This window comes from Varibaculum massiliense (assembly GCF_900106855.1).
GTDB classification, from domain to species: domain Bacteria; phylum Actinomycetota; class Actinomycetes; order Actinomycetales; family Actinomycetaceae; genus Varibaculum; species Varibaculum massiliense.
In genome coordinates this window covers 1,077,811-1,090,533 of sequence record NZ_FNWI01000004.1, presented here as the reverse complement: position 1 = coordinate 1,090,533, position 12,723 = coordinate 1,077,811, and the positions used below count along the sequence as shown (strand labels likewise).

11 protein-coding genes are annotated in these 12,723 nt (G+C 55.2%); all 11 read left to right on the top strand.

Annotated features, from left to right (window positions below; all coding sequences use genetic code 11):
• Positions 1-4: 4 nt before the first annotated feature.
• The 11 genes from BQ5456_RS04905 to nuoL are packed head-to-tail and all read left to right on the top strand — an operon-like array spanning position 5 to position 12,722.
• Positions 5-565, top strand: a complete 561-nt coding sequence (locus tag BQ5456_RS04905; RefSeq protein ID WP_071129016.1) for an NADH-quinone oxidoreductase subunit B — start codon at positions 5-7, stop codon at positions 563-565.
• Complete coding sequence (locus BQ5456_RS04900; RefSeq protein ID WP_071129015.1) at positions 562-1,314, top strand: NADH-quinone oxidoreductase subunit C; 753 nt, start codon at positions 562-564, stop codon at positions 1,312-1,314. Before BQ5456_RS04905 ends, BQ5456_RS04900 begins: the two co-directional genes overlap by 4 nt.
• A complete protein-coding gene (locus BQ5456_RS04895; protein WP_071129014.1) occupies positions 1,315-2,685 on the top strand; it encodes an NADH-quinone oxidoreductase subunit D in 1,371 nt (456 codons plus the stop codon).
• Positions 2,685-3,479: an NADH-quinone oxidoreductase subunit NuoE gene (gene nuoE, locus BQ5456_RS04890; protein ID WP_071129013.1), complete on the top strand. Its 795-nt coding sequence runs from the start codon at positions 2,685-2,687 to the stop codon at positions 3,477-3,479. Before BQ5456_RS04895 ends, nuoE begins: the two co-directional genes overlap by 1 nt.
• Positions 3,480-3,499: 20 nt before the next feature.
• Complete coding sequence (nuoF, locus tag BQ5456_RS04885; RefSeq protein ID WP_143037089.1) at positions 3,500-4,789, top strand: NADH-quinone oxidoreductase subunit NuoF; 1,290 nt, start codon at positions 3,500-3,502, stop codon at positions 4,787-4,789.
• Positions 4,786-7,389 carry an NADH-quinone oxidoreductase subunit G gene (locus BQ5456_RS04880; protein ID WP_071129011.1) on the top strand — a complete coding sequence of 868 codons (2,604 nt, stop codon included), beginning with the start codon at positions 4,786-4,788 and terminating at the stop codon, positions 7,387-7,389. The genes nuoF and BQ5456_RS04880 overlap by 4 nt, the downstream gene beginning before the upstream one ends.
• Positions 7,386-8,735 carry an NADH-quinone oxidoreductase subunit NuoH gene (gene nuoH, locus BQ5456_RS04875; RefSeq protein WP_083378368.1) on the top strand — a complete coding sequence of 450 codons (1,350 nt, stop codon included), beginning with the start codon at positions 7,386-7,388 and terminating at the stop codon, positions 8,733-8,735. Before BQ5456_RS04880 ends, nuoH begins: the two co-directional genes overlap by 4 nt.
• Complete coding sequence (gene nuoI / locus BQ5456_RS04870; RefSeq protein WP_071129010.1) at positions 8,728-9,381, top strand: NADH-quinone oxidoreductase subunit NuoI; 654 nt, start codon at positions 8,728-8,730, stop codon at positions 9,379-9,381. Before nuoH ends, nuoI begins: the two co-directional genes overlap by 8 nt.
• On the top strand, positions 9,378-10,409 hold the full coding sequence (locus BQ5456_RS04865) for an NADH-quinone oxidoreductase subunit J (RefSeq protein ID WP_071129009.1): 1,032 nt from the start codon (positions 9,378-9,380) through the stop codon (positions 10,407-10,409). Before nuoI ends, BQ5456_RS04865 begins: the two co-directional genes overlap by 4 nt.
• Positions 10,409-10,708, top strand: coding sequence for an NADH-quinone oxidoreductase subunit NuoK (nuoK, locus tag BQ5456_RS04860; RefSeq protein WP_071129008.1), 300 nt, complete (start codon positions 10,409-10,411; stop codon positions 10,706-10,708). Before BQ5456_RS04865 ends, nuoK begins: the two co-directional genes overlap by 1 nt.
• 13 nt (positions 10,709-10,721) lie before the next feature.
• Positions 10,722-12,722, top strand: coding sequence for an NADH-quinone oxidoreductase subunit L (gene nuoL / locus BQ5456_RS04855; protein WP_071129007.1), 2,001 nt, complete (start codon positions 10,722-10,724; stop codon positions 12,720-12,722).
• Position 12,723 lies beyond the last annotated feature (1 nt).

Below are 12,723 nucleotides of genomic sequence, written 5' to 3'. Positions count from 1 at the left end.
CAGCATGTCTTTTGATAATGAGCTGCCGGCAGGAGTCGCCCTCACTAGCCTAGACAAGTTTATGGGGCTTAACCGCAAAGCTAGTGTTTGGCCGGTGACTATGGGGCTAGCCTGCTGCGCTATTGAAATGATGGCCACCGGCACCCCGCGTTTCGATATTGCGCGCTTCGGGATGGAAGTCTTCCGCGCCTCTCCCCGCCACGCAGATCTGATGATTGTATCTGGGCGGGTTTCCTGGAAGATGGCGCCAATTGTTCGCAACGCCTACGACTCCATGCCCGATCCCAAGTGGGTTATTTCTATGGGGGCGTGCGCTTCTTCTGGCGGGGTATTCAATAACTACGCGGTGGTGCAAGGCTGTGACCATATTGTCCCAGTTGATGTGTATCTGCCCGGATGCCCTCCGCGCCCCGAAGCCCTAATTCACGCGATTATGGTGCTGTGGGATCAGATCCATTACCGCACTCCTCTTACTCAAAAGCAACGGTTGGAGATTGCCCGTAAGGCCGAGAAAGCAGCTTTGGAAGCGACTCCTACTTCCCAGATGAAAGGACTGTTGGCGTGAGCGAAGATGACAAAACGGTAGTCCTCCATTCCGATGTCGAGGATGGGCCAGTAGCAGTAGAGGTAACTGCTCCGCGCGGTTTCACAGCTGGCTCTGATTTTGGTACCCGTCACGGTTTGTTCGGGGTACACGATGACGGGGACACCACTGGTTTTACTGAAATCCAGATTGAACGGCAGATGCCCGGCGAAAGCGGGCGTCCCTACGGTTCCTGGTTTGATGAGGTCGTGGAAGTCCTAGAAGAACTGATTCAAAACGCTGACCTAGAAATAGGTGCGGTAATTGAGCGGGTAGTGGTCGATAATGACGAATTAACTATTTTCGTTGCTCGCGAGCATCTACCTCAGGTTGCTCGCTGGCTACGCGATGACCAAGATTTACGTTTCGAACTGTGCCTCGGGGTCAACGGCGTGCATTATCCCCAGGATAAAGGTCGCGAGCTACACGCGGCCTACATGCTCTTTTCGGCAACCCACAACCGTCAGCTGCGCCTAGAAGTTACCTGCCCGGAATCTGATCCCCGGATTCCCTCGATAGTATCCACTTATCCAGGAAATGACTGGTGGGAGCGGGAAACCTGGGATTTGATGGGCATTATCTTTACCGGTCATCCCGGTCTGACCAGAACTGCTCTACCCGATGACTGGGTAGGACATCCGCAGCGGAAAGACTATCCGCTAGGTGGTATTCCGGTGCAATTTAAGGGCGCTACAGTCCCGCCCGCCGATTCGCGGAGGTCATACAGCTAAATGAAATACACTGACGAAAAAAACAGCCCGCTACTTAGGGCTGCCGGTCCCGCCCTCGACAATCTAATTACCGAGGACACCCCGCAATATGATTTGCACGGTGGGGACTGGGAAGAAATGGCTTCCGAAGTTGAAAAACTCGCCAACGAGCGAATCGTAATGAATATCGGTCCAGTACACCCCTCAACGCACGGGGTGCTGCGCCTGATTGCGGAACTCGATGGAGAGTACGTGCGAGATTTGCGGGTTGGTACTGGTTACTTGCATACCGGTATCGAAAAGAACATGGAATACCGCACCTGGACGCAGGGTGTTACCTACTGCACCCGGATGGACTATGTAGCTCCCTTCTTCCAGGAAGTTGCCTACTGCCTGGCAGTAGAAAAAGTGCTAAAGAAAACCGCTGAAATCCCGGAGCGGGCAAACCTGATCCGCATCCTCATGATGGAACTCAACCGGATTGCCTCGCATGTGGTGGCGATTGCTACCGGCGGCAACGAGTTGGGTGCCACTACCATGATGACCATCGGGTTTAGAGGCCGCGAAGAAATCCTGCGGATTTTCGAACAGATCACCGGTTTGCGTATGAACCATGCTTATATTCGTCCGGGCGGAGTGGCACAGGATCTGCCCCCGGGGTGCACCGAATATATTCGTGATCTGCTACCAAAAACTCGCCGCGACATTAACGAGCTACAGGATCTGACCTTGCAGAACCCGATTTTCAAGGCACGTTTTTGCGATACGGCGGTCATGCCCATGTCGGCCATTATGGCAATGTCGCTGACCGGTCCCTCGGTTCGCGCCGCTGGCTACCCGTTGGATATGCGTAAAATGCAGCCCTACTGCGGATATGAAAACTTTGATTTTGATGTTCCAGTCACCGATCAATCCGATGCCTATAACCGCACGGTAGTTCGCTTTGATGAATGCTATGAATCCCTCAAGATTATCTACCAGGTGCTAGAGCGCCTAGATGAAACCGAGGGTGAGCCGGTAATGATTGCTGACCCGCAGATCAAGTGGCCGGCGCAGCTGAGTGTAGGTACCGATGGTCAAGGGAACTCCCCTGAACACATCAAAGAAATCATGGGTAACTCCATGGAATCCCTAATCCAGCACTTCAAGCTGGTAACCGAAGGCTTTAGAGCCCCGGTCGGTCAAGCCACCCAGCTGGTGGAACACGCCAAAGGCATTATGGGGGTACACGTAGTCTCCGATGGAGGCACTCGCCCCTACCGGGCGCACTTCCGTGACCCCAGCTTTGCTAACCTACAGTCCTTGTCTCTAATGGCTCAGGGCGGCACGATCTCTGACCTGATCGTGGCGCTAGCCAGTGTGGATCCCGTCCTGGGAGGTGTCGATCGCTAATGAGTTTTTACGATCCTGAGGTCGAGCAAAAATTCCGCGCCGAAGCAGCGGAAATCATTGCCCGCTATCCCGAGGGGCATGAACGTAGCGCCATGATTCCTCTGCTGCACCTGGTGCAGAGCATTGACGGGTACGTGACTGCCAACGGCATCGGACTAATCGCCGATATCCTGAACTGCCAGCGCGCAGAGGTTAGCGCAGTTGCCACCTTCTACACTCAGTTCAAACGTCACCCTAACGGCGAATACACCGTGGGGGTTTGTACTAATGCCCTCTGCGCCGTCCTCGGCGGGGACAACATCATGGAAACCCTAGAAAAAGAACTAGAGGTAGGCAATGATGAGACCACCGCTGACGGCAAAATCACGCTGGAGGCGTTGGAATGTAACGCTGGCTGCGACTATGCACCGGTAGTCATGGTTAACTGGGAGTTCTTTGATAATCAGACACCCGAATCTGCCCTGCAGCTGGTGCGCGATATTAAAGCTGGAAAACCGGTACATCCCACGCGGGGATCCGAGGCGGCACCTACTTTTAAAGAAGCTAGCCGCATTTTAGCGGGATTCCCCAACCCCGAGACCGCCAACCAGGGAGTGGCTGCCGGTCCCGCCAGTTTGTGGGGACTAAAAGTGGCCGAGGAAAAAGGCATGGAAGCCCCTGACCCGCAGCAGTTTGAAAAGTCTGAGGCTGCCCAGGCTGGGGAAACAGCTTCGGGTGCAGCTGCTAATCAGGCTGGGAAAGATCCGGTAGGCAAGGAACATTCCTCTGCTGATCACAAGGAGACAGACAAGTGAGCGAAAACGAGAAGTCTGAGATCCACCGGGTTCCGCTAACCCCGATTATCACTAAACAGTATCAGGAACCCGAAAGCTGGACGCTAAAGGCCTACCAGAAAACTGGTGGCTACGTGGGGCTAGAAAAAGCCAAGCAGATGGAACCGGCGCAGATTCTAGATGCTGTCAAGCAGGCGGGAGTGCGCGGACGTGGCGGTGCCGGTTTCGGTACCGGTCTGAAATGGTCGTTCTTGCCACCTGCTGATGGCGGTCCGCGTTATCTGACCGTTAACTGCGATGAATCTGAGCCGGGTACCTGTAAAGATATTCCGATGATTCTGGCTAATCCTCACGCGGTTATCGAAGGGGTGGCGATTACCTGCTTGGCAATCGGTTGCGATCACGCTTTTATCTATATCCGCGGCGAAGTCGTTCACGCCTATAACCGTCTGCTAGTAGCGATTAAAGAGGCCGAAGATGCCGGTCTGCTGGGAGATTTGAAACTGATAGCCCATGCTGGAGCCGGTGCCTACATCTGCGGGGAAGAAACCGCGCTTTTAGATTCTTTGGAAGGCAAACGGGGTCACCCCCGTCTGAAACCGCCCTTCCCGGCGGTCAAAGGGCTCTATGCCCGTCCTACCGTAATCAATAACGCCGAAACCATCGCCCAGGTGTCTACGGTGTTCCGTAATTCCGCGGAATGGTACGCCTCGATGGGGCAAGATAAATCCCTAGGTTACGGGATGTTTAACCTGTCGGGTCACGTTAAACACCCCGGTCTTTATGAGGCGCCGTTTGGGATTACCATGCGCGAACTGCTGGAGTATTCCGGCGGGATTCGTGAGGGCCACACCCTGAAGTTCTATACCCCGGGTGGCTCTTCAACTCCGCTATTTACTCCCGAAGACCTGGATGTCCCCCTAACTTACGAGGACGTAGCAGCCGCCGGTTCTATGCTGGCTACCCGCGCCCTGCAGGTATTTGATGAAACCACTTCCGTGGTGCGGGTGATTAGCCGCTGGACGGACTTCTACCAGCATGAATCTTGCGGTAAATGCACCCCCTGCCGCGAGGGTACCTATTGGATGAAGCAAATACTGCACCGCCTAGAGGCCGGCAAAGGTCAAGAGGGCGATGTAGACCTGCTTTACGATATTGCGGGCAATATCGCCGGACGCAGCTTCTGCGCCCTCGGTGATGCGGCGGCTACCCCGGTGCGCAGCGGAATCGACAAGTTCCGCGAAGAGTTCGAGGCCGGATATACCACTCCCTGGTGGGAGGCCTTCCCGCCCGCCGCCTCGGAGGTTTTTAACGAAGGAGGCGCCCTGTGAGTGAGCAAGTCCAAATCAACATTGACGGCCAAGATATCGAGGTCGCCAAAGGTACGCTGCTAATCCGGGCAGCCGAGAAACTGGGAATCCATATTCCTCGCTTCTGTGACCACCCGCTGCTAGATCCGGCAGGTGCATGCCGGCAGTGCCTGGTAGAGGTAGCGATGCCGGGGCGCGACGGCGTAGTTCGTCCCATGCCGAAGCCGCAACCGGCCTGCACTATGACCGCGATGGCAGGGATGGAGATAAAAACTGCCGCCACTTCGGAAGTAGCAGAAAAAGCCCAACACGGGATTACCGAGTTCCTGCTGATTAACCACCCCTTGGATTGCCCGATTTGCGACAAGGGCGGGGAATGTCCGCTGCAGAATCAAGCTATGTCGCATGGCACCTTGCATACCCGCTTTAGTGATGAAAAGCGGTTGTGGCCGAAACCGGTAGAGCTAACCAGCCAGATTTTGATTGACCGGGAACGCTGCGTGCTGTGTCAGCGTTGTGTACGCTTTGCCAACCAGGTTGCTGGCGATTCCTTCATCGCCTTGCAAGGACGCGGCGGTGGTTCCTCTCCCCGTGACGACCACGACTTCATGGGTGAAAACGTGGGCGCGTTTGACCAGGAAATCTTAGGGATTTCCGATTCTGACGGCTCTAAGCCGACCCTGCGCCTCGACCCCGATGCTCCGGCACTTTCGGATTCTCACGGTAAACCGGCACCGCTTTCTTCTCCGGCTGCCGTTGGCGCCGGCGTAGACGAGAAAGACCAGGCTGGCAGGCTGTTCAGCTCTTACTTCTCGGGTAATATCATTCAGATTTGCCCGGTGGGGGCGCTAACTTCTAAGAGGTATCGCTTCCGGGCGCGCCCCTTTGATTTGGTTTCTACCCGCGGGGTCACCGAACAGGATGCCTCCGGTTCTGCTTTGCGCACCGATATTCGCCGCGGGGTAGTTACCCGGCGGATGGCGCAAAAAGATCTAGAGGTAAACGAAGAATGGATTACCGATAAGGATCGTTTCGGTTACCAGTGGCAGTTCCAGCCTTCGCGGATTAAGACTCCGCTGGTGCGCGAGGACGGGAAACTGGTGCCTACCTCCTGGTCGGATGCTTTTGATCGCGCTGCTAAGGGGTTGGCAACCGCCGGAAAAGGTAAAGTTGGTTTCTTACCTGGTGGCAGGCTAACTTTCGAGGACGCCTACACCTGGTCGAAGTTTGCTCGCGTTGTATGCGGAACTAATGACATTGATCAGCGCACCCGCGCGGCTGGTCGGGAAGAAGAAACTTTCTTAGGTGCCTATTTCGCGGGTGCCGGAATGCCGGTAACCTACTGTGACCTCGAAAAAGCTGGTCAAGTACTATTGGTTGGTTTCGAGCCTGAGGACGAATGTGGCGCGGTGTTCCTGCGGTTGCGCAAAGGGGTACGCTCCGGAAGCGTAAAGGTGGCCACGGTGGCTCCCTTTGCGTCGCCTTCTTCTCTAAAGACAGCCGCAACTGTGCTTGCCGCGGCGCCGGGTACCGAACCAGAAGTAGTAGCCAATGTTAAAGCCGATGCCGCAGGAGATTTCGGTGCGGTCTTTGCGGGACTTAAAGCAGAGGACGCAGTAATCGTAGTTGGCGAACGCGCCGGTACGATACCTGGTCTTCTCAGCGCAGTTAATGATTTGGCAGCTCGCACCGGAGCGCGACTGGCTTGGATTCCCCGCCGCAGCGGCGAACGCGGGGGAGTAGAAGCCGGTGTGTTACCCGGTTTGTTACCTTTCGGACGCGACGCGCGTGACGCGGAAGCCCGCAGCGACCTGGCGGCTGCCTGGAATGCGCAGCTCCCAGATACTCCCGGACGCGACACGGGGCAGATATTAGAAGCTGCCTGCTCCGGGGAACTATCTGCACTGGTGCTCGGCGGTTTAGACCTTCGTGACTTGCCAGATCAAGAGTTAGCGCAAAAAGCCCTGGATGCGGCCTCCTTCGTAATCTCCCTGGAGGTCAATTTAACGCCTGCAGCACAGGCAGCCGATGTGGTATTCCCGGTAGCACCAGTTTCAGAGAAGCCTGGCACCTTTATTAACTGGGAAGGGCGCTTACGTCCCTTCGGGCAGGTCTTGGTTTCTCAAGATATGCCGGATTGGGAAGTGCTAAACAAACTATCCGAAGTAATGGGATGTGAGCTGGGGATTGACTCCCTAAAGTCCCTGTATGCAGAAGCTAATGAGCTGCTCGATTGGGATGGAAAGCGCCTGGCGTTCGCGCCGGCTAAACCAGCGGCACTGCTGGCTCCCGGCAGTGACCAAGTGGTGCTTAGCTGCCATAAGACTCTGATTGATGAGGGACTTTTGCAGGTGGGAGCCACCGATATGCAAGCATCTGGGCGTGCCTCCTTTGCCCGCATCAGCCCAGAAACTGCGAAAGAGTTTGGTATCAGTGCCGGTGGCAAGGTAAACCTGAAAACAGATAAGGGAAGCATCCAGCTCCCAGCGGTGCTAACCGATATGCCAGAGCGCGTTGTCTGGGTTCCGGAATGCTCAAACCGCTCTCACGTGCATGAATCTTTGGGCGTCACCAGTGGCGCCTTAGTCCAGTTGGAGCCTAATGCGGAGGTGCAGCAGTGAATACCGCAATCCTGCTAAGCGCAAACAGTACCGGCGCCGCTGATTTCAGCAATGACACTTGGTGGATAACCCTGATTAAGGCGGTATTCATCGTGGCATGGCTGATTATCAGCGTGATTATGGCCCTGTGGGTAGAGCGGCGCGGCCTCGGGCGGATCCAGACTCGACCGGGACCGAATGTTCACGGCCCCTTGGGGTTATTCCAGGCACTGGCTGATGCCGTGAAACTCTTGACCAAAGAGGATATCTTCAAACGGCACGTCGATAAGGTGATTTATCTGCTGGCGCCGATTATTACCGCCGCCTGTGCATTCTGCATTTACGCGGTCATTCCTTTCGGACCGGATCTGCAGATTGGCAGCTTCTCAACCCCTCTGCAGCTGACCGATTCCAATGTGGCAGTGCTGTATATGTTGGCCGTTGCCGGCATGGGGGTCTATGGCATTATCCTCGGTGGCTGGGCATCTAACGGACACCTGCCGCTTTATGGCGCCACCCGCTCCGCTGCCCAAGTAATCAGCTACGAACTGGCGATGGGAATGTCCCTGGTATCCGTATTCGTAGTCTCCGGATCGATGAAAACCTCCGAGATTGTGGCGGCACAAAGTCCCATGTGGTGGTGCGTCGCCCTCTTCCCGGCTTTCGTAATCTACGTAATCTCGATGATGGGTGAAGTTAACCGTTTGCCCTTCGACCTGCCTGAATGTGAAGGCGAGATTGTGGCCGGTCACATGACCGAGTACTCTTCGATGAAGTTCGCCTGGTTCTACCTGGCGGAATACATCAACATGTTCAACGTATCCGGGATCTGCGTAACTCTATTCCTGGGAGGCTGGCGCTTCCCCGGGGGTGACGCCATTCTCGGAGGCGCGCTTAACAGTGGGCTGTGGCCGTTCCTTTGGTTCGGAATCAAAGTTTGGGCAGTCATGTGGTTCATGATTTGGGTACGCGGTACCCTGCTGCGTGTCCGCTATGACCAGTTGATGATGCTGGGCTGGAAAGTGTTGTTGCCGGTTTCGATCGCCTGGATGGTGATTGTGGTAGTCATGCGGGTAGTCAGCGTCTACGGCATTGGCTCCATTTCACAAAGAATGATGGCGATTGCTGCTGTCTTTGTCGTCGCCCTCATTATTATCTGGATAACCGGAGGCAAAGCGGATCTGCGGGCACAAATCAAGCAAGCAGAAAAAGAAGCCGCCGCCAGCGAGCCCTTTGATGCTTTCAAAGACGGTTATCCGGTGCCACCCATGCCGGGACAAGTATTACCTCCAAGTCCGCGCGCAGTAGTGCGGGCGGGTGCCGGGGAAGAGCACCTGGTAGCCAAAGAAGGGGAATCAGATGAGTAAACGTAATCCCACCAGGGAAGATATGAGTTTCGAGCCGGATGAAAAAGGTCCGGTAGGCGAGTTCTTCGCCCCGGTTGCCGGCTTCGGGGTAACCTTCCGCTCGTTCTTCCGTCCTACGGTTACCGAGCAATACCCTTATGAGGCACCCCACGTACAACCACGTTTCCATGGACGCCACCAGCTCAATCACTATCCGGACGGCCTAGAAAAATGTATCGGATGTGAATTGTGTGCCTGGGCATGTCCGGCAGACGCCATTTATGTAGAGGCCGCCGCGAATACTCCCGAGGCGCAGTATTCTCCGGGTGAACGTTACGGCCGCGTCTACCAAATCAATTATCTGCGCTGTATTTTCTGCGGCTTGTGCATGGAAGCATGTCCCACGCGCGCGCTGACCATGAGTAATGATTTTGAGATGGCAGACTACCACCGGGAAACTATGATCTACGAGAAAGATCAGATTCTCGCTCCTCTCGAGGACGGGATGCTGGCAGCGCCGCATCCTATGGTGGAGGGAACCGCCGATGTTGACTATTACCGAGGAAAGGTGACCGGCGTGACCCAAGCGCAACGCGATTGGGTCAGCGAACACCGCCCAGATGACCCGACTTTGAAGCAGTCGGGGGTTAAGGAGGTTCAGCAATGATATTGCTAGCCCAAGCCACAGCGGCAGCCACAGATTTTACTGCGGGTCAAACCGTATTTTTCTGGGTGGCCGCAGTACTTATGGTGGCGCTGGCGCTCGGCGTACTATTTTGCCGGACTGCAGTTCACTCTGCGGTTTGCATGGTGGGGGTAATGCTCCTCTTAGCAATGATGTACGCCTCGCAAGGAGCCTACTTTATCGGGGTTGTGCAGGTAGTGGTATATACCGGTGCAGTTATGACCCTGATATTGTTCATCATCATGATGGTGGGGGTCGCTGCCTCCGATAACTACCTACGCACCCGGCGTTACTTGCGCTGGAGTGCCTTTTGTGCCGGTGGTTTCGGGGCGTTGTTGATTGCGGTGATGCTGGTTAAAGCCTATTTGCCCAAGTATGGGGAAGTTCCAGATATGCCCACCGCCGCTGCCCAAGGCAGCACCGATTCTAACCCGGTTAAAATCGCAATGAGCCTGTTCACCGAACATATTTACACGATGGAAGTTATCGGCTGCCTGCTGATTATCGCAGTAGTTGCGGCGGTATCGCTCACTCACGGCGACCGCCTCCACAGGCTATTTAAGCAGCCAGAAACAGCGCAGGCACGAATGGAAGATTACGCCAAGCGGGGAATCCATCCTGGTCAACAGCCAATCGCGGGTGTCTACCAAACTAGCAACGCGACCGATGCTCCCAATATCTCCGGCGAGGATCAGCGCACGATTACCGCTTCGGTATCCCCGGCGCTGCGTGCTCGTAACGCTGACCGTTCGCTAGGTGAAGTCGCACCGCACCTGGTAGAGAAGATTCGCGCCGACCAGGGTGGGAACGCTTCCCAGGGTGTACACTCTACAGCGGCCTCCCAAGCTGTGGTTAAATCCGGAGCCTGGGGGATGTCCGGTGAGGACGCGCCTAGTGGTTTGCAGGCTTCCAAGACTCGGGTAATCACGCCTAAAATCCCGGGGGAGCCACCCAGTGATTCCCCGGTAGCAGCCAACTCAGATGCCCCAGAAACGGAGGTCAGTGAATAATGTCTTTGACTTCATATCTTGTATTGGCAGCCATTCTCTTCTTCATTGGCGCGGTAATCGTGCTAACCCGACATTCGGCGGTAATCGCCCTGATGGGGGTGGAACTGATGCTGAATTCCTGCAACTTGATGCTGGTGACTTTCTCAAATATGCACCAAAACATCGAGGGGCAAGTGATGGCTTTCTTCGTAATGGTGGTAGCCGCTGCAGAAGTGGTGGTAGGCCTAGCGATCATCGTTTCAATATTTAGGACGCGCCGTTCGACCTCGGTTGATGAAGTGCGCCTGATGGGACGCTAGGGGGTATAGAAAAATGAACTCATTCTTGCTAAGCGCTGAGCAACAGCAAATGGCAAATGTTTCAGCTACGGGACTGGCAGAGTATGCCTGGCTAATGGTGGCAATACCGCTTTTGGTATCGGGTCTGTTGTTGGTATGTGGTCGCGCTACTGACAAATGGGGACACTGGTTGGCGGTTGCTGCCTCCTGGAGCTCCTTCCTAATCGGATTGGTGATTTTCTGCCAAATGATTGCGCAGGCACCAGGGGAAAGATCAATTGTAGCCCCCGTATTTACCTGGTTTAATGCGGGTAGCGGTAACGAGCAAATCACCCTTTCCTGGAATATCTTGCTCGACCCGCTCTCTATGACCTTCGTGTTGCTGGTAACCTTCGTGGGCTCCCTGATTCACGTTTACTCCGTGGCCTATATGGAACATGACCCTGACCGGCGGCGTTTCTTCGCCTACCTGAACTTCTTCGTAGCCTCGATGCTCACCCTGGTGCTCTCGGATTCCTACGTGGCTTTGTTCTTTGGTTGGGAAGGCGTCGGTTTAGCGTCCTACCTGTTGATTGGTTTCTGGAACCACGAACTACCGAATGCGGTAGCCGCCAAGAAAGCCTTCGTGATGAACCGCGTTGGTGACCTGGGATTGCTCCTTGCCATGATGTCCATGTACGCCGAATTCAACTCTATGAAGTTTGTGGACGTGCTGGGAGCTTCCCGCTCTGGAGATATGACCGCCGGTTGGGCAACCGCCATCGGTCTGTTCTTGCTGCTAGCTGCCTGTGGTAAATCCGCGCAGTTCCCGCTGCAAGCCTGGCTGGGTGACGCCATGGCCGGTCCTACTCCGGTGTCGGCTTTGATTCACGCAGCCACCATGGTTACCGCCGGTGTCTACTTGATTGTTCGTTCCGGGGCTATCTTTGTGGCCTCCCCGACAGCCCAACTTTGTGTGGCAATCGTCGGGGCGATTACCCTGCTATTCGGGGCAATCGTGGGATGTGCCAAGGACGATATGAAGAAGGTACTGGCTGCCTCCACCATGTCTCAGATCGGGTACATGATGCTGGGTGCGGGTCTCGGACCCATCGGCTGGACCTTGGCTATCTTCCACCTGTTTGTGCATGGATTCTTCAAAGCCCAGTTGTTCCTGGGTGCCGGCTCGGTGATGCACGCTATGAACGAGCAGGTTGATATCCGCCGCTTCGGCGCCCTAAATCAGGTAATGAAAGTTTCCTGGATTTGTTTCGGTATCGCCTGGCTAGCTATCTTGGGGATTCCCCCGTTCTCGGGATTCTTCTCCAAAGAACCGATTATCGCGGCAGCTTTTAATGCGGCAGCTTTTGGAACCGGGGGAGCTTGGATCTTTGGTCTAGTTGCCATGATTGGTGCTGGAATTACCTCCTTCTATATGTCGCGCCTGTTCTTTATGATTTTCCATGGGGAAAAGCGCTGGACCACCCAGTTTGATGGTGGCAGCGATGTACATCCGCATGAAGCATCCTGGTTAATGAACGGGCCGATTGTGGTGTTGTCAGTATTCTCCGTGGCTATGGGGATGGTGTTGGGCTTCACTGACAAGTTCAACCAGTGGTTAGAACCAGTTACCGGAACGCAATCTGCTACCGAAAAGGCCACGGTTTATGTGTTGCCGCATACTGCGATTTCGGTTATCACCTTGGTCTTGGTGCTTTGTGGCTTGGGTCTGGCATTCATGATGTACGTTCGCCGACCGGTACCGAAGGTAGCTCTGGCTTCTAACGTCCTAGTAGAGGCAGCCCGGGTGGATCTTTATCAGGACACCGTTAATGAATCGGTGGCCATGCTACCGGCGCAGCTGCTCACTAAAGGGGTGGGTGGCGCTGACCGAGGCGTGATAGACGGTATTGTCCGTGGTATTGCCTGGTGTGCCCAGGCGTTTGGTCGCGCGGTCAGCCACGCACAAAACGGCTACATCCGTGCATACGCCAGTTACATTCTTGGCGGGGTGCTTTTAGCCCTGGTCCTAGTTGTCGGAAGCCAATTGGTTTAGG

Coding starts and splice junctions, on each gene's coding strand:
- nuoI (WP_071129010.1), top strand. CDS start 8,728: ATGAGTAAACGTAATCCCACCAGGGAAGATATGAGTTTCGAGCCGGAT.
- nuoK (WP_071129008.1), top strand. CDS start 10,409: ATGTCTTTGACTTCATATCTTGTATTGGCAGCCATTCTCTTCTTCATT.
- BQ5456_RS04905 (WP_071129016.1), top strand. CDS start 5: ATGTCTTTTGATAATGAGCTGCCGGCAGGAGTCGCCCTCACTAGCCTA.
- BQ5456_RS04895 (WP_071129014.1), top strand. CDS start 1,315: ATGAAATACACTGACGAAAAAAACAGCCCGCTACTTAGGGCTGCCGGT.
- nuoL (WP_071129007.1), top strand. CDS start 10,722: ATGAACTCATTCTTGCTAAGCGCTGAGCAACAGCAAATGGCAAATGTT.
- BQ5456_RS04865 (WP_071129009.1), top strand. CDS start 9,378: ATGATATTGCTAGCCCAAGCCACAGCGGCAGCCACAGATTTTACTGCG.
- nuoE (WP_071129013.1), top strand. CDS start 2,685: ATGAGTTTTTACGATCCTGAGGTCGAGCAAAAATTCCGCGCCGAAGCA.